The 17,002-nt window shown below is 50.1% G+C and carries 14 protein-coding genes; 4 read left to right on the top strand and 10 right to left on the bottom strand.

Annotated features, from left to right (window positions below):
- Positions 1 to 39: 39 nt before the first annotated feature.
- The 3 genes from nagB to OKS35_RS12660 form a co-directional block, all read right to left on the bottom strand.
- The gene (gene nagB, locus OKS35_RS12670) at positions 40 to 804 is read right to left on the bottom strand and encodes a glucosamine-6-phosphate deaminase (protein ID WP_214691452.1); all 765 of its coding nucleotides are present in this window, start codon (positions 802 to 804) and stop codon (positions 40 to 42) included.
- Positions 801 to 1,949 (bottom strand): N-acetylglucosamine-6-phosphate deacetylase, encoded by a 1,149-nt coding sequence (gene nagA / locus OKS35_RS12665; RefSeq protein ID WP_264093191.1) that lies wholly within the window; start codon positions 1,947 to 1,949, stop codon positions 801 to 803. Before nagA ends, nagB begins: the two co-directional genes overlap by 4 nt.
- Positions 1,950 to 2,068: 119 nt before the next feature.
- Positions 2,069 to 3,427 (bottom strand): MATE family efflux transporter, encoded by a 1,359-nt coding sequence (locus OKS35_RS12660; protein WP_211781723.1) that lies wholly within the window; start codon positions 3,425 to 3,427, stop codon positions 2,069 to 2,071.
- Positions 3,428 to 3,467: 40 nt separating this feature from the next.
- Here OKS35_RS12660 and OKS35_RS12655 point away from each other — a divergent pair, with 40 nt between their 5' ends.
- Positions 3,468 to 4,241 (top strand): CHAD domain-containing protein, encoded by a 774-nt coding sequence (locus tag OKS35_RS12655; protein WP_264093190.1) that lies wholly within the window; start codon positions 3,468 to 3,470, stop codon positions 4,239 to 4,241.
- Here OKS35_RS12655 and glsA read toward each other — a convergent pair.
- Positions 4,238 to 5,179, bottom strand: a complete 942-nt coding sequence (gene glsA / locus OKS35_RS12650; RefSeq protein ID WP_159563499.1) for a glutaminase A — start codon at positions 5,177 to 5,179, stop codon at positions 4,238 to 4,240. The genes OKS35_RS12655 and glsA overlap by 4 nt on opposite strands.
- Before the next feature lie 48 nt (positions 5,180 to 5,227).
- Positions 5,228 to 5,392 carry a hypothetical protein gene (locus OKS35_RS12645; RefSeq protein ID WP_264093189.1) on the bottom strand — a complete coding sequence of 55 codons (165 nt, stop codon included), beginning with the start codon at positions 5,390 to 5,392 and terminating at the stop codon, positions 5,228 to 5,230.
- Positions 5,393 to 5,507: 115 nt separating this feature from the next.
- Between OKS35_RS12645 and hemG the strand changes: the two genes are divergently transcribed.
- From hemG to OKS35_RS12630, 3 genes are all read left to right on the top strand, one after another.
- Complete coding sequence (gene hemG / locus OKS35_RS12640; protein WP_214784671.1) at positions 5,508 to 6,872, top strand: protoporphyrinogen oxidase; 1,365 nt, start codon at positions 5,508 to 5,510, stop codon at positions 6,870 to 6,872.
- Positions 6,869 to 7,951 carry a TIGR04053 family radical SAM/SPASM domain-containing protein gene (locus OKS35_RS12635; RefSeq protein WP_214784668.1) on the top strand — a complete coding sequence of 361 codons (1,083 nt, stop codon included), beginning with the start codon at positions 6,869 to 6,871 and terminating at the stop codon, positions 7,949 to 7,951. The genes hemG and OKS35_RS12635 overlap by 4 nt, the downstream gene beginning before the upstream one ends.
- Positions 7,952 to 8,022: 71 nt before the next feature.
- The gene (locus OKS35_RS12630) at positions 8,023 to 8,325 is read left to right on the top strand and encodes a hypothetical protein (RefSeq protein WP_264093188.1); all 303 of its coding nucleotides are present in this window, start codon (positions 8,023 to 8,025) and stop codon (positions 8,323 to 8,325) included.
- 31 nt (positions 8,326 to 8,356) lie between these two features.
- Here the strand turns inward: OKS35_RS12630 and clpB are convergent, their stop codons facing one another.
- The 5 genes from clpB to ligA form a co-directional block, all read right to left on the bottom strand.
- Complete coding sequence (gene clpB / locus OKS35_RS12625) at positions 8,357 to 10,948, bottom strand: ATP-dependent chaperone ClpB (protein WP_264093187.1); 2,592 nt, start codon at positions 10,946 to 10,948, stop codon at positions 8,357 to 8,359.
- Positions 10,949 to 10,967: 19 nt separating this feature from the next.
- Positions 10,968 to 11,837 (bottom strand): DnaJ C-terminal domain-containing protein, encoded by an 870-nt coding sequence (locus tag OKS35_RS12620; RefSeq protein ID WP_214691445.1) that lies wholly within the window; start codon positions 11,835 to 11,837, stop codon positions 10,968 to 10,970.
- Between the two features lie 141 nt (positions 11,838 to 11,978).
- Positions 11,979 to 13,151 (bottom strand): CamS family sex pheromone protein, encoded by a 1,173-nt coding sequence (locus OKS35_RS12615; RefSeq protein ID WP_264093186.1) that lies wholly within the window; start codon positions 13,149 to 13,151, stop codon positions 11,979 to 11,981.
- Between the two features lie 130 nt (positions 13,152 to 13,281).
- Complete coding sequence (locus tag OKS35_RS12610) at positions 13,282 to 14,760, bottom strand: LPXTG cell wall anchor domain-containing protein (RefSeq protein WP_264093185.1); 1,479 nt, start codon at positions 14,758 to 14,760, stop codon at positions 13,282 to 13,284.
- A 239-nt stretch (positions 14,761 to 14,999) separates the two neighbouring features.
- Complete coding sequence (gene ligA, locus OKS35_RS12605) at positions 15,000 to 16,994, bottom strand: NAD-dependent DNA ligase LigA (RefSeq protein ID WP_264093184.1); 1,995 nt, start codon at positions 16,992 to 16,994, stop codon at positions 15,000 to 15,002.
- Positions 16,995 to 17,002: the final 8 nt, after the last annotated feature.

Raw genomic sequence — 17,002 nt, 5'->3', positions numbered from 1 at the left:
GAACATAGAAAAACCCGCGGAGATGACTCCGCAGGTCCTTTAATCCCGAATGGTAAAAAATCGTGTTGCCGCTTCTTGTCCACGGGCTTGTAAGGATTCCGCACAGTGTGATGCCGCCGCCTCGTCGAGTACGACTGTCACACCAGGATGGGCCTGAAGGATCGTGGCCGGCCAGTCGACCGTCGGTACGCTCTCAATCATGTGATGCACCGCTTCCGCTTTCCGCTCCCCTGTCGCGACTAGGACGATTTCACGTGCGTTCATGATCGTATCGAGCCCCATCGTGATGGCGTGTGTCGGTACATCTTCTAACCGATCAAAGAATCGACGATTGGCTTCCCGAGTAGACTCCGTGAGTTCGGTCACATGTGTCTTCGCATCGAGCGCTGTACCCGGTTCATTGAAGGCGATATGCCCATTCTCACCAATCCCTAAAAGCTGTAAATCGACACCGAGTGTCCGAACAAGTTCTTCATAACGTGAAGCTTCCACTTCCGGGTCCGGCGCGTCCCCTTGAGGGAGGTGACTTTGTTTGAATGGTACCTCATCGAAGAGTCGATCTTTCATGAAGCGGTTATAACTTTGAGGATGTTCGGGCGATAATCCAATGTATTCATCTAAATTGACGCTCGTCACGTGGCTACAGTCGAGCGCGTCCTGTTTAAACATCTGATACATCCCGACCGGTGTGCTACCGGTTGCGAGACCGAGTACGAAGTCATGTTTCCCTGAAATCCGTTCTTTGATTAGCGTATAGGCGATTCGTTCCGCATCGTTCGCCGTCTTTGCGACTAGTACATTCATCTTTGTTCCTCCCGTTCATATACGATTCGACCTTTAACAAAAGTCATCTGAACATGTGTCGTGTCATCCCAAACGACAAGGTCTGCATCAAACCCCGATTTGATGTCTCCTTTTGTCGTCAATCCGAATTCTTTGGCCGCATTCGTCGAAGTCATTTTGACCGCTTCTTCCACCGTACATCCCGTATATGCCTGAATGTTTCGGAAAGCAGCATCCATCGTCAACACACTGCCCGCCAGGTTTCCGGCTTGAAGTCGCGCAGCCCCGTCCGCTACGATGACCGGTTGACCGCCAAGTTCATATTGTCCGTCCGGAAGTCCTTTTGCTCGCATCGCATCCGTGATGACGACAAGTTGATCTGCTCCTTTTAAGCGAAACGCGAAGTCGACCATCTCCGGACGACTATGGATCCCATCCGGAATGATTTCCGCGATGACCCCATCCTCTAAGAGACAATACCCAACCGTTCCGGGTTCTCGATGGTGCAACCCACGCATTTGGTTATAAAGATGCGTCCCGTGTTTGACGCCCGCCTGCTTGTTCTCTTCAAATGTCGCACTCGTATGGCCCGCCGAACCGATTGCACCGGTTTCGCGAAGAACAGCTTCAAACTCACGTGCACCTGGAAGTTCCGGTGCATAGGTGACAAGACGGATATGACCGCCGGCAAGCTCTTGCCATTTCCGGAACTGCTCGGCGTCCGGGTCGATAATATATTCTGCCGGTTGTGCCCCAGCCATCTCCACGTTGACAAATGGACCTTCCAAGTGGATTCCGATGAGTGTCGTATCCTGCGCTTCGATGACATTTCGGACTGCCTTCAATGCATGCTCAATCGCTTCTTTTGACTGCGTGATCGTCGTCGCAAAAAAGGAAGTGACGCCTTCCTGTAGCATGTCGTTACTCAATCGTCGAAGTTTTGATTCATCCGCATCCATCGTATCGACTTCATATCCCCCATGGATATGCACATCGATGAGACCCGGTGTCACGAGCGCTCCAGCGACATCAATCACAGGCTCATCCTGTTGTTCAAACTGGTCCATCGATCCAATCTCATCAATCGTTTGACCATTCCATCTGATATATCCACGTTCCCATGTTTGTTCTGCTGACACGATACGAGCATTGATCAATGTCCCCATCGGTTCACCACTCCTTTTTGTTTTCCTCCATGTTATCATATCGGATAAAAGTATAGTTGTATAGACCAATTTTAAATAAATAAAAGATTGTTCACATTTGCGAACAATCTTCTTCTTTTTTATGTCGATTGAACCGTCCCGTAGCGCCGGACAATCCATACTAACCGGAGGAATAACAAGACCGCTCCGGCTGCGAGTCCGGCAATCAAGCCAATCCAATAACCGTCTGGTCCAAATCCGGCGTGCTCTGCCAAGACATACCCGAGTGGTAAACCGATGACCCAATAAGCGACGAGTGAAAGGACGAGCGTGATATTGACGTCTTTAAAACCACGTAATATCCCTTGGATCGGTGCCGCGACAGCATCTGACAGTTGGAAGAATACAGCGAAGATCATAAAGTGAGCTGCAAGGTCCACGACCGTCGGATCATTCGTATAAATAGCCGCGACCCGTTCGTTTTGCCAAAACAAAAAAGCACCGGAAAAGATAGAAACACCGAGACAGAGCGCGAGCCCGATTTTTGCATAGCGGACGGCATCCTGCAGTCGTTTCGCGCCAAGCTCATACCCCACGACGATCGTCAATGCGCTCGATGCTGAGAGTGGCAACATGTAAACAAACGAAGCGAAGTTAATCGCCGCTTGGTGAGCCGCGACGATTTGGTCACCGTATGAACTGAGCAATACCGTGACCGCCGCAAAGATGCTGACTTCTGCGAAAATGGCGAGCCCGATTGGCGTCCCAAGTTGTAACAGCTCTTTTTGTCGGAGCCAGACCATTCGTTCGGTCGTCCGTAAAAACTTGTATTCGCGGAATGGCTTCCCGTTTCTCACGAAGAAGAAGGCCATGAAGAAGAGTAGCCAGTACGTGATGCTTGAGGCAATTCCCGCTCCAACTCCGCCGTACGCCGGCACACCCAGTTTTCCGAAGATGAAGATGTAATTTAATCCGACATTAATGGGTAACCCTAATAGTATGAGGATCATCGAGACTCGCGTCTTGCCCAAGGCATCCATGAGCGTGCGTAGCACATTGAACAGGAACATCGGCAAGACACCGAATCCAAGGGCAAGCAAGTATTGCGTCGCGATTCGTTTCCCTTCTACACTGAGCCCCATGCTCTCGATTGCCATCGGCACAAGGAATGAACCCAACGTCAGCGTGATTACGCTTAGCATGATGGCTAAATAGATACCTTGAAACAAGGTTCGTTGAATCTGTTGACGGTCTCGCGCACCAAGCGCTTGCGAAACGATCGGGGCCACCGCCAGCAAGATTCCACTCAGTCCGGTATACACCGGCATCCACAAGCTTGAACCGACTCCGACACCTGCCAAATCGACGGCACCCGCCCGTCCGGACATGACGGTATCAAAAAAGCTAATCAAATAAAAAGACACTTGCGTGACTAAAATTGGAAAGAAAATCGTGAAGAACAGTTTGATTTTTTCGTTTAATGAATGTGTTTGGTACATGGACAACCCTCATCTCTTTTTCAGAAAGGAACTTATAATCATGAATCAACGGCATGCAGAAAAGCTTAAATTTGAACTGTTGGAAACGTGGAACACGTTCAATCACTATGTGACGGAAGCCCTCACCTTCAACAATTCCGAGGATATTCATCGCGTTCGCGTTCATCTACGGAAATTGATCACGTTTATGCAACTATATGAAACGAAGCCGGCGACGTTCCGACAACTCAAACAATTGATGGAGGCACTCGGTCATGTGCGCGACCTCGACGTCCTCATCGAAACGTTTGATTCCAAAACCGAACTCGACCATGCGTTTCTTGAAGCGATGGAGACAGAACGTGCCATCGCACGGACGATCCTTTCGACCCGCGTCAGTGAAAAAATGACCCCGTCGCTCGATCAACAAGTACGTCGTTTCATCGGCGGACCGTTATTTCGTGCGTTCAAAAAAACGAACGCCTCTCCGATGTTAGAAAAGGCGAAAAGCGAGCGCAAGCAACGTGTACGCGTCTATCACGAACAATCCGATGGAAAAGAACAGCTTGAAGCACTCCATAAAGTCCGTTTAGCCGTCAAACGCGAACGTTACTTACATGAGTACTTGCTAAGCTATGAATCGGATGCTTCGATGGACACTGTCCGCACGTTAAAAAAGATGCAAACTGAACTCGGTGATATGAACGACCATGACCAACTGTTAAAGCGTTGGCGCGCCTTCACCCCTCCAGCTGAACTACAGTCTGCATACGACAGAAAAATTGAAACATTACAGCAGGAACTCGATGCATCCGTGGAGCACCTCTCGATTTAGCGCGAAGTATAGCGCTCAATCAGTAGTTCCAACAACTTCATTCCGGCAATCGAGTTCCCTTTTGAATCAAGTGCCGGGCCAAATATGCCAAACCCAACGTTATTCAAGTCCAGTTCGTGGTTCCCGACCGCCAAGATGGCACCCGATACCCCACTTTTTCCTGGAAGACCAACCCGGACAGCGAACTCACCCGATGCATCATACATGCCACACGTCGTCATGATGGCCTTGACGATTCGGACGACCCGACGTGGAATCAACTCTTCGCCCGTATCCGGGTCTTCTCCATTCCCTGCAAAGACACGCCCGATTCGCGCCAAATCAAAACAATCAATCTCGATGGCACACTGTTTCGTATACACATCAATGATCTCATCGACGTCTCCATCCACAATTCCATGATGACGCATGAAATAGAGCAGGGCACGGTTCAAGTCGGTCGTCTCGTATTCAGAGCGGGCGACTTTTTCGTCGTACGTGACCTCCTCGACCGAGCGATTTAACAACGTCGCTAAAAACTGGCGGAACTGATAGATTTTGAGTTCTGCCGTCTCCCCCAAAATCATACTCGTCACCGCTAACGCTCCGGCGTTGATCATCGGATTCAGTGGTTTTGACGGGACCGTTTCCTCGAGTTTGGCGATGGAGTTGAATGCGTCCCCCGTCGGCTCCATCCCTACTTTCGAAAAGACATAGTCCTCCCCGAACTCCATCAATACATAACAAAGTGTGAGCGCCTTCGATACGCTCTGAATCGTAAACTTGTGATGAACATCCCCCGCGTGAATATACGTACCATCCGGCAAACAAATCGCCACCCCGAGTAAATCGTTTTTCACATGTGCGAGTTCAGGGATATAGTCCGCCACTTTCCCTTGAGCCGTGTACGGACGACACTCATCAACCAAGTGGTTCAACTGTTGTTCGAGTACATTCATTCCATCACCTCATGTTCCATCAAATTTCAACCGGGTCATCTTATCATATTATCCGTCCGGTGGTCCATCATCTTTATACCAGTCCTCATCCGCCCAAATCATCGGTGGACTTTCCTCATTTCCAACCAACTTTTCTCCATGCCGATTCATCACCACAATAAACCCAATTATGCCCACCATCACAAGAGTCGCAACGATGAGGAAGGAAGCCATTCCATCGTCCCCTTTCGAATTCGTGACAAATTTGTCTAGAAGTCCGTGACACTTATCCTATATCTCCATCAACATTCTCGGTACCGTTAAGACGACAACAATTTTAGAGAAATGGGTGAATCAATTGAATCGAATCGCGATTATCGGAGGTGGCATCACCGGACTTGCCGCAGCCTATTATGCCAAAGAAGCCGGAGCTCATGTCACATTGATTGAGGCGCAGGACCGTCTCGGTGGAAAAATTAAGACCATTTATCGGGATGGTTTTACGTTAGAGACTGGACCCGACGGTTATATGGCACGAAAGCCGACCTTGACATCACTCATTACCGATCTCGGTCTCGCAGATCAACTCGTCCGCTCCAGAACCGGGACTTCTTACATTTACGTACGGAAGCAACTGAGACAGATGCCGGCCGGATCGGTCATGGGCATCCCGACCAAGTTTTGGCCGATGGTCAAAACGGATCTCTTTACTTGGAGAGGAAAACTTCGCGCCGGATTCGATCTCGTGATTCCACGCGTGTATACAGGAGAGGATATCTCGCTCGACCGTTTCTTTCGGACGAGACTTGGCTCAGAAGTCGTCGATACGATGATCGAACCACTTCTGTCAGGGATTTACAACGGGACACTCGATGACATGAGCATCGAGTCTACTTTCCCTCAGTTTATCACGATTGAACAAAAAACTCGCAGTCTGATTCTCGGAATGAAAGCACTCACTCCTCCCGTCCAAGCCGGTGTAAAGCCGTCCGAGACTGGTAAGTTCCTGTCGATTGAGCAAGGACTCGGAGCACTCGTCGAGGCGCTCCGTCCGTCGATTGATCGACTCATGTTAAAGACGGTCGTTCAATCCGTTCGACCTCATGAAGTCACATTTGCCGATGGGACGATCGAACAGTTTGATGGCATCATTATGGCCACATCGCCGCATGCACTCGGACCTTTGCTCGGATTCCCGGAAGCCGAACGTTTGTCATCGTTAAAACGTACCTCTTCGATGACCGTACTCGCCGCCTTCGACGAGTCAGAAGTGGATGCGTTAGATGGAACCGGCTACGTCATCGCCAAATCGGAAGGAAACGCTTTGACCGCTTGTAGCTGGATGCATAAAAAATGGCCACACCTAGCACCTAAAGGAAAAGCATTGCTCCGCATGTATATCAGTTCAGAACATGTCTCGTCCCTGCTCCATGAAGAGGATGATCTAATCGCAAACTTCGCTTTAGGCGAACTTCGACGCATTCAAAAAGTCGGGACTCCCCTCTTCACGAAAGTCGAGCGACACATTCAAACGATGCCACAGTATGAGGTCGGTCATAAACAGGACGTCCGCGCGTTCGAAGAAGCACTTTTGAAGTGGGACGGCGTCGAAGCGTGTGGCGCCATTCTCCATGGGGTCGGATTACCTGACTGCGTCGATTCCGCCAAACGGGCGGTCGATCACTTACATCTTCGACAGGCGGTGACGGTATGAAACGTATCGACTATAATGAGAACCCGTTCATCGTCATTTGGGAAGTCACACGGGCCTGTGCGCTCTCCTGCGTCCACTGCCGGGCAGAGGCACAATTTCATCGTTACGAAAACGAACTCGACACGGAAGAAGGGAAAGCATTGATTCGCGAGATTCATGCGATGGATAACCCGATTCTCGTCTTTACGGGCGGTGATCCTCTCATGCGTGAAGATTTATTTGAATTGACCGCATATGCTTCCTCCCTTGGGATGCGCGTCTCCATGACACCTTCAGCTACACCTCGTGTAACTCACGATGCCGTGAAACGGGCAAAAGCAGCTGGTTTGTCACGTTGGGCCTTCTCCATTGACGGACCGGACGCCGTGACGCATGACTACTTCCGCGGTACACGTGGCAGCTTCGACCGTACCATTCGAGGAATCTCATATTTCCGAGAAGAAGGGATGTCATTTCAAATCAATACGACGGTGACCGAATACAATGTCGATCGATTACCGGAAATGGCGAAGCTCGTAGAATCCCTCGGTGTATCCGTCTGGACGCTCTTTTTCCTCGTGCCGACCGGACGCGGATCCCTGTTACAACCCATTACACCAGAGCGACATGAGGAAGTATTGAAATGGGCGTTCTCCATACAAGAGACGGCACCCTTCATCATCTCGACGACGGAAGCCCAATTTTATCGGAGAGTCGCCCGCCAAGAAAATCAGCGTCGCCGGGCAGCAGGGCTTCCCCCAATCGGACATCCCCATGACGATTTGGCGAAGGCACCTCGCGGAACGAATGACGGCAACGGATTCGTCTTTATCTCACATACAGGGGACGTCCAGCCGTCCGGATTTTTACCAATCACCTGCGGAAACGTCCGAACGACACCTCTCGCCGATATTTATCGCCACCATCCGACATTCAAGGCGCTACGTGATCCGGATAGTCATCACGGAAAGTGTGGGTATTGTGAGTATCGTTATCTATGTGGTGGTTCGCGTGCTAGAGCCTATGCGGTCACTGGCGATTTCAAAGAATCAGAACCGTACTGTATCTATCAACCAGAACGTCCCCTCGTTTCACAATAACGATTCCCATTTATTCCCTCTCCGTGTAAGATTGGGTTATATGAATCTGATGGTGAAAAGAGGGTGTGTCCGTGCAGACTTTACCGATTGACGGATTGTTCTATATTGGGTTGGGTACAATTTTTATCGTTACGACTTTACTCGGGTTCGGAATCAAGCGATGGACGAAACAAGGTATGATGGGATTTTACACGCTACTCGCAACAAGTCTTGGCTTATTCTTTTGGCTACTGCTCTGGTTTCAAGAAGCGACCCGCGCCAGCTTTATGGGAACCATCCCATGGGTACTCAACTTATTTTTCGGAACGGTACTCTATCTCATTTTTATAGGCATCAGTTATTTAATTTTGAGAAGAAAGCGTCGGCATACATAAAAGAGGAATCCGGTTGTGGATTCCTCTTTCTTTATGCATTGACTGTCGACGGGCGTAACGTCAACGCCCCGTTCTCGACATCGATGATGACCGTTTGCCCATCCTCGACATCTCCAGCGAGGATGCTACGGGCAAGTTTCGTCTCAATCGTCCGTTGTACATATCGGTTGATCGGTCGCGCACCAAATTGAGGTTCATATGCTTCGTCAGCAACGAACGTTTTGGCTGCATCGGTGATGTCGATATGAATCGAGCGTGTCGTGAGCCGTTCGCTCATCCGTCCGACCGCTTTCTCGACAATCTGACCGATTTGATCTTTCGTGAGCGGATGGAACAGAATCGTTTCATCGACCCGGTTCAAGAATTCAGGACGGAAATGACGACGGAGTTTGTCGAGCACTTGACGCTCTTCGTCCTCATCAATCACGCCATCTTTCGCCGCTTCGAGCAAGATGTCCGCCCCAATGTTCGACGTCATGATAACAATCGTATTTTTGAAGTCGACGATGCGCCCGTGCGAATCGGTCAATCGACCATCATCGAGCAATTGAAGCAAGATATTGAAGACGTCCGGATGCGCTTTCTCGACCTCATCGAGTAAGAGAACCGAGTACGGGTTACGGCGAACCGCTTCCGTCAACTGTCCACCTTCTTCATAACCGATATAGCCAGGAGGGGCACCGACGAGACGCGATACGGCATGTTTCTCCATATATTCACTCATATCCAGCCGAACGATATGGTCTTCTGAATCAAACATCGCTTCCGCGAGTGCTTTCCCGAGTTCTGTCTTCCCAACCCCCGTCGGTCCGAGGAAAAGGAATGAACCAATCGGACGGTTTGGATCTTTGATGCCAGCACGTGCTCGAATGACTGCATCGCTGACAAGACGAATCGCATCATCTTGTCCGAACACACGTTTATGCAAAACCGCTTCTAGATTGAGAAGCTTATCCCGCTCTCCTTCTGTCAGTTTCGTCACCGGGATCCCCGTCCATTTCGAGACGACCTCGGCGATTTCTTCTTCCGTCACTTCTTCACGCACGAGTTCACGCGTCACCGAACTCGCCAACTGTTCCGCTTCTTCTAGTTCCCGCTCAAGTTCCGGGATTCGTCCATATTTCAGTTCCGAGGCCCGGTTCAAATCATAGCGACTCTCTGCCTCTTGTAACTCGAGACGTACTTTCTCAAGGTCTCCACGGATTTGTTGCACACGGTGCGTCGACTCCTTCTCATTCTCCCAACGGAGACGTAACGAATCAGACTGTTCACGGATAGAAGCCAATTCCTGTTGGAGCGCCTCAAGTCGCTTCATGGAAGCGGCATCGCTCTCTTTTTTAAGCGCCGCCTCTTCGATTTCAAGCTGCATGACCCGACGGACCAATTCATCAAGCTCAGCTGGCATCGACTCCATCTCTGTTCGAATCATCGCACACGACTCGTCGACGAGATCAATCGCCTTGTCCGGCATGAAGCGGTCCGTGATATAGCGATTGGATAGCACAGCCGCCGCGACGAGCGCGTTGTCATGGATGCGTACCCCGTGGTGAATCTCAAAGCGTTCTTTTAAACCGCGCAAGATGGAAACCGTATCCTCGACATCCGGTTCAGCGACAAGTACTTGTTGGAAACGCCGCTCAAGGGCCGGGGCCTTCTCGATATATTGGCGATACTCGTCGAGCGTCGTCGCGCCGATACAATGCAGTTCGCCTCGGGCGAGCATCGGTTTCAACATGTTACCGGCGTCCATCGACCCCTCAGACTTCCCTGCACCGACAATCGTGTGAAGTTCATCGATGAAGAGGATGATGGTGCCTTCCGCTTCTTTCACTTCGGACAAGACGGCCTGTAGACGTTCCTCGAACTCTCCGCGATATTTCGCACCGGCAACGAGGGAGCTCATATCGAGGCTGAAGATGGTTTTGTCTTTCAAACTTTCCGGTACATCTCCACGAACGATGCGCTGGGCGAGCCCTTCGACAATCGCTGTCTTCCCGACCCCTGGTTCTCCGATGAGGACAGGGTTATTTTTTGTTTTTCGACTTAGGATTCGAATGACACGACGAATCTCACTGTCACGTCCGATGACAGGATCGATTTTACCTGTCTTCACTTCTTGAATGAGGTCGCGTCCGTATTTCGTCAAGACATCATAAGTCGCTTCAGGCGACTTCGATGTGATGCGACGGTTCCCACGCACAGCGACAAGCGCCTCACGGAGTCGTTCTTCGGTGACACCTTTCCGTTCGAGCATCGTCTGTGCCTGACTGCTGTTCAACAAAATACCGAGTAGAATATGTTCGACCGATACGTACTCATCATTCATCCCCGTCGCTTCTCGTTCCGCAGTCGTCAAGACGCTTAAGAGAGAGGCTGAAATCATCGGTGTCGTCGGGTTTTGGAGTTTCGGCGCATGTTTCAGAGAAAGCGCGACTTCTCCTTCAATCTCTGACACGTTGATCTCCATTTTTTGAAACAGCAACGGCGCAATCCCGTCCGTCTGTGAAATCATTGAGGCCAATACATGCCACTCATTGATTTCGCTATGATGATACTGTTTCGCTAACGCTTGTGAACTGACAATGCATTCATGTGCTTTATCGGTGAAACGATTAAAGTCCATCACGATTCCTCCTTATCCATTAACGTTCGATTTTTTCATATACAGCCCGGTACGTCTCATCAAGCGGCAGGTCGACTTCGAGCTGCACGAACAAGTCCGACCGTACTTTCGAACCGGTCATCACACCTCGGCCCGGAATACGCATCCGTTGTCCCGGACGGCTTCCCGGTTTCACTTTCAACTTCACGCGTCCCCCGTCGAGTGTCGCAATGATGACGCTCGTCCCGTCTAAAAACTCAAGCGGTCGCAAACGCTTCACTGTCACGATATGCTCTCCTTCGCGACGATACGTATCGTCATCGGCAAAGTGAAGTTCGACATATACATCACCTCGGTTTCCCGATTGTCCGACCCGGCTTCCCTTTCCTTTCAAGCGCAACTTCTGACCTTCATAAGCACCTTGTGGAATTTTGACGTTCACGGTACCCGTTTGAAGACGCAGACTCACTTTCGACTCTTTCGTCAATTGACTAAGCGGGATGTTGACACGAACGGTCTCATCCAAGTCTTCGTCGACCGCTTGGTCAAAGAAGCTTCCGAACATATCTTCAAACCCGAACGTCCGCGAAGTCGTACGTGACCCCCCGCCGAATTGTCGGAAGAGATCCTCGAATTGAGATGAGCCTTCCCCGTAAGCCTCCCCACCGCCTCCGAACCCTTGTCCGAATGACGGTCCATCTGGGCTACCATATCGATCATAGTTCGCCTTCTTCTCCGGGTCGCTCAACACGTCGAACGCCTCTTGAATCGATTTGAAGCGATCCTGTGCCCCAGGATCTTTATTGACGTCCGGATGGTATTGTTTCGCCAGTTTCCGGTATGCGCGTTTAATCTCCTGCTCGGTCGCTCCTTTGGAAACACCAAGCTCATCGTAATAGTTTTTAGCCATATGGATTCACCTCACCTATCCCTTTCCCGTTTCTGTTAACTCTATTCTACTCATTTGGTCAAATAAGGTCAAAGATTATCCTTTCACTTTTCATACGAAAAAAAGAAGAGATTCGTTTCAAAAAAACGAACCTCTCCTCCTTTAGAAGTATACTTTCGGACTATCCATTCCGTCCTCGAACACGATGGTCACTTCAGGGTCTCCACCGAGGGATGTCACGTTAATTCGAACCGGAACGTTCCGATTATATTCCCAACGGTTTTCAAGCAAGCCGACAACGTGTTGCGTGAATCCGACGAGCTCAGCGCGACTGTAAAACTGAATCGGGATATCAATCTCCATTCTCGATAAATCTCCATTCTGATAAAAACCTTTCCCGATCATCCCGCTATAGTCCGGGAAAAGGTCTGCGATTCGATCGCTGAAGAGCGTAAACTTCTGAGCGTCCTCGCGTACGTCAGACGTCGCTGATGTCGACGGGAAGTAGTAGTACTTCTCATCGATCGCTTTCCAGTCGTCCGATTTGACCTGATCCGCCGTCCCAACGAAAGCCGATTTGATATAGTTCCCCGGTGTCGGTGAACCTTGTGTCGATTTCATATAGAGCGCGACATTGATATCGAGATCCTTGAAGTCTTCCCGCTTCCGTAATTGGGAGACGAGCTCGTTCGCCATACGTTCCCCTTCTGCGATCACTTTCTTTTGATCGAGTTTGACGGTGTACGTCGGACCATAGTTCGGTGCTTGGAAGACATACTCACGGTTCAATATGAGTGCAAACGATACGCCTCCAACCTGATACCCGCTGTCCTCTTTCGTCATGTAGTTCTGTTCGACAATGGAAGCTAAATAAAGTGGTGACTTCTTGTTTGCATCGACAAACTTGTCGTCTTCGACTTCTGCCTTGCCATCCGCATATGCCAGGTTCAAGGGTGTCAATCCTTCATTACTTTTATCTTTCCGTGCAAGTAAACGGGACACATCCTCCGCGTTCAACAGCTGTCCCTCTTGATAAGCGAACTTTTCCGGGTCGAACGCGTCCGTTGAATGACGCATGAGACCGAGTTCGACTTCTTCGAGTTCTAACGATGAACTGACTTGACGTTGGGCGAGACCTCTCGCCGCCGCCGGTTTGAACGGAATGACCATCTGGTAATAAGAGTCACGGGCTTCGATCGCTTGTGTGACGCCTTCGGCCGCTGTTTCGTCCCCTGTTGGTGTCGCTTCTTCTTCACCCATCGGTATTTTCATTGAACATCCGCTCAACAATAGCGCAGAGGCGATTGTCGGGATGACGAGTTGTTTCCATTTCATCTATGTCTAGCTCCTTTGAACATCGTTTCCTATTTCACTTTGTCCATTATAACAAAATCGTTCCACGAAAAAAGTATCGAAGCGGAATCAGAACAAATCCCTTCTCGCATGAACGAGAAGGGATGTCGATTTATGGTTTCGTTGACGGGTGGTTGCGACGAATCAACAGTAGGAGTCCTGACGCGAAGAGAAGTGTACCGAGCATGACGTGCCATAGATCATCCGCTTCACCTGTCATCGGAAGTACGCCTTGTGCGTACGGATCGGCTTCATCGATGTGCTCGACTCGTTTCGCTCCACTCTCTTTGACAACGACTGTCACGGCAGGTGGTGTGGTTTTCACCTCTGTCTTCTGTTTGTTAGCGTCTTGTTTCGGCTCTTCTTTTACCGGAACAGGTTGCTTCACTGCTACCGGTACGTCGACAGAGTGAGTAACCGCAATCCCTTCATCCACCTCAAAGGTGAATGTGGCACGTTGAATCAATTCAGCCCCGGCTCTCATATCATAAGATGTGAGGAGCGGAAGCTCAAACGAGAACGTCGCTTCTTCTTCCGGACCGAGTCCGTCTTTGAAGGTAGGAATTGCTTCGATTTGCTCCTCGAATCGTTGATTTGCCTGGTTTCGTTCTTCTTCTGTCAAGGCACCGCTTGGCCATGTGAGCATCGCGTCCGCTAAAAATAAGGTGACTTTCGAAGGATTGGTGACCGTATACGTATAGCGAACGGACTCTCCCGGTTGAACGGTCGCCTTCTCAACTGTCGCATTCACGGTGAAGTCTGGTGTTTGTAAAAGGATAATTTGTTGACTTTCTGACGTGACGACCCGTTTGAATTCATCCACCCCGGTTACTTGAAAGACACTGCCGATTTCAGGATGTGCGTCGAACGAATATCCGGTCGGAATCGATAAGACTTCTGTCACTTCCACCCGTTCCCCCGGCAAGAGACCGTCTTCTCCTATTAATTCATGCAAACGATCAAATACGTGTTGATTGAACGATTCGATTGATTGATGATCGATGTCTCCGCTCACATACTCATGAGAGAATTCTGTCACCGTCATCGGCGTGTCTCCTGTGTTTTCTACAATGAACGTATACGATATTTCGCCTCCGACAACGGCTCGGTCGACTGCGGCGATGTTGATTGCTTCAACGGCGAGCTTCGGTAACGTCGGTTCAGTCGTCGGCTCTTCGACGACTGGTTCTGGTTCAACCGGTGGCGTCACCTCTTCTGATGGGTCTGGTTCTGTGACTACAGGCGGTTCCTCCACTTCGACAGGATAGGCTTCCGTGACAGTGTTTGGAGAAAACGTATACGGTACACCTTCCGCATCATAGAGCGTGATGAGGTCAATCAACGAGTCGTCTACTACTTCCGCATCAATCATAAATCGCCAAACGTCAGCTGATTCACGGACCCCGTAATACGTGATTCCTTCATAGACAAGACTTGATTCATATAATGTTTCGCTTTCCTCATCTGTCAAATTCACTTGGATATACCGGAACGTGGTCGTGTCCGCTTTGGCGGTGGGCACCCCAAATAAGGTTGAAAGGAGCATGAGGATGGTAAATACGGCAACGAAGCGCTGGATGTTGTGTGTCATGATGTTGGTCCCTCCTCTAAGGTGAAAACAAGCGCTCGAATCGCAATCGTTCGTTCCGATGACGACGTTCACCACGTAGAGGAATGAGAGGAATGTGTGTGTGAAAGTCATGGTGTCAAAGGGTTCTCTCGCAAAAATATATTAGCATTTTGATTTAGTTAATCTATACCCCGCGAACGCATGTGCGAACCTGCTCAATCCCAATTATTTCCGAAAAAAACGTTCGCCGAAGCGAACGTTTATGCTTGTTCCTTTAAAAAGTCGAGCAGCTTGGCTTCATCCCATACTTCGATTCCGAGAGATTCGGCTTTCGCCAGCTTCGAACCTGCCTTTTCACCAGCGACGAGCAAGTCTGTGTTTTTACTCACGCTCCCTGTCACACTCGCGCCGAGGAGTTCAAGCTGCTTCCCAGCCTCGCCACGTGTCATCTCATGCAATTTCCCCGTCAATACGACTGTCTTCCCAGAGAGCGGTGCCCCTTCAGTCGTTGGACGCTTCATTCCTTTGAATGATAAGTTCACACCTGATTCCGCCAATTCTTTGACGAGTTCACGTGCTTCTGGTTTTTCGAAATAGAGGACAATCGATTCGGCCATCTTCGTCCCGATACCATCGATGGATGTCAACTCTTCAACTGTCGCAGCGATGATTGCATCCATCGTCTCGAACCGTTCTGCAATTAAAGAAGCGGCCTTTTGTCCGACGAGTCGAATCCCGAGGGCGAAGAGCACCCGTTCCAATGAATTTTGCTTCGATTGTTCGATTGCTGAGAGCAAGTTCGTCACTGACGTCTCGCCCATGCGCTCGAGTCCAAGTAAATCATCTCGGTCCAACCGATACAGGTCGGCCACATTGTGAACGAGCCCTGCTTCGTGAAGCTGCGTGATCACTTTCTCGCCGAGCCCGTCGATGTTCATCGCTTGTCTCGACACGAAATGGATGAGTCCTTCAAGCAGTTGAGCCGGACATTCCGGATTGACGCAACGATGATCCGCCTCTCCTTCGAGTCGAATCAACTCCGACCCACACGCCGGACAATGCGTCGGGAATTCAATCACTCGCTCTTCCCCACTCCGTTCACTCGCCAATGCCGATACGACGGCCGGAATGACGTCTCCTGCTTTTTTGATGACGACTCGGTCACCGATATGAAGGTCTTTTTCTTTTATAAAATCTTCATTGTGAAGCGTCGCATACGTCACGGTCGAACCTGCCACAGAAACCGGAGCAAATCGCGCCCGTGGTGTGACCTTCCCTGTACGTCCGACACTGAAATCGACGTCCTCAATCGTCGTCACAACTTCTTCTGCCGGGAACTTGTACGCGACGGCCCAGCGCGGACTTTTAGCGGTGAAACCAAGTTGTTCCTGTTCTTCATACCCGGCCACTTTGATGACGATCCCATCAATTTCATATGGGAGGTCACTCCGTTTCGTCACGTATGTCTCAATGTAATCCCACAGTTCATCCGCTCTCTGGCATGTTGTATAATCTCCGCTCACAGCGACACCAAGTCGTTTCAAATAATCGAGTGACTCGTCGTGTGACGCAACGAGATCGTCTTGCGACACCAAACCGTAAGCGAAAAACGCCAAGTTTCTCGACGCCGCAATTTTTGAGTCAAGTTGTCGAAGTGAACCGGCAGCAGCGTTTCTCGGATTTGCGAAAAGTGGCTCGCCGACACGTTCTCGTTCATCATTCAATTGTTCGAACGAACGTTTCGGCATGTATGCCTCACCACGTACTTCAAACGTCACATCCTCATTTAATCGAAGGGGAATGGAACGAATCGTCTTCAAGTTTTGTGTGATGTCCTCACCCGTCGTCCCGTCCCCGCGCGTCGCACCACGAAGGAGACGACCATTCTCATATTTTAACGAAACGGCGAGTCCGTCAAATTTGAGTTCCGCCACGAATGTCGGTGTGTAGCCGAGATCTTTCTCGATTCGCTCCACCCACTCGACGAGTTCCTCTTTCGAGAAGACGTTGCCGAGCGAGAGCATCGGCGTGTCGTGTGTCACTTTGACAAATGCGTCGAGCGGAGCCCCTCCGACGCGTTGCGTCGGGGAGTCCGGTGTTCGAAGTTCTGGATAATCGGTCTCGATTTGAATCAATTCGTTCATCAATCGATCATACTCCGAATCCGGCACGCTCGGACGATCGAGCACGTAATACTCGTATCCGTATTGATTTAAGGTTTGACGTAGCTCTTCTACGCGTTCTGCCATCTCCATATCCTCAC

Source organism: Exiguobacterium sp. N5, from assembly GCF_025842465.1.
GTDB lineage: Bacteria > Bacillota > Bacilli > Exiguobacteriales > Exiguobacteriaceae > Exiguobacterium > Exiguobacterium profundum.
The sequence above is the reverse complement of the archived record's forward strand: the minus strand, read 5'-3'. Positions and strand labels throughout refer to the sequence as shown.

What these genes read in the sequence shown, in the direction of transcription:
- nagB (WP_214691452.1), bottom strand. Translation starts at nt 804, where the DNA reads ATGAATGTACTAGTCGCAAAGACGGCGAACGATGCGGAACGAATCGCC.
- nagA (WP_264093191.1), bottom strand. Translation starts at nt 1,949, where the DNA reads ATGGGGACATTGATCAATGCTCGTATCGTGTCAGCAGAACAAACATGG.
- OKS35_RS12660 (WP_211781723.1), bottom strand. Translation starts at nt 3,427, where the DNA reads ATGTACCAAACACATTCATTAAACGAAAAAATCAAACTGTTCTTCACG.
- OKS35_RS12655 (WP_264093190.1), top strand. Translation starts at nt 3,468, where the DNA reads ATGAATCAACGGCATGCAGAAAAGCTTAAATTTGAACTGTTGGAAACG.
- glsA (WP_159563499.1), bottom strand. Translation starts at nt 5,179, where the DNA reads ATGAATGTACTCGAACAACAGTTGAACCACTTGGTTGATGAGTGTCGT.
- OKS35_RS12645 (WP_264093189.1), bottom strand. Translation starts at nt 5,392, where the DNA reads ATGGCTTCCTTCCTCATCGTTGCGACTCTTGTGATGGTGGGCATAATT.
- OKS35_RS12635 (WP_214784668.1), top strand. Translation starts at nt 6,869, where the DNA reads ATGAAACGTATCGACTATAATGAGAACCCGTTCATCGTCATTTGGGAA.
- clpB (WP_264093187.1), bottom strand. Translation starts at nt 10,948, where the DNA reads ATGGACTTTAATCGTTTCACCGATAAAGCACATGAATGCATTGTCAGT.
- OKS35_RS12620 (WP_214691445.1), bottom strand. Translation starts at nt 11,837, where the DNA reads ATGGCTAAAAACTATTACGATGAGCTTGGTGTTTCCAAAGGAGCGACC.
- OKS35_RS12615 (WP_264093186.1), bottom strand. Translation starts at nt 13,151, where the DNA reads ATGAAATGGAAACAACTCGTCATCCCGACAATCGCCTCTGCGCTATTG.
- OKS35_RS12610 (WP_264093185.1), bottom strand. Translation starts at nt 14,760, where the DNA reads ATGACACACAACATCCAGCGCTTCGTTGCCGTATTTACCATCCTCATG.
- ligA (WP_264093184.1), bottom strand. Translation starts at nt 16,994, where the DNA reads ATGGAGATGGCAGAACGCGTAGAAGAGCTACGTCAAACCTTAAATCAA.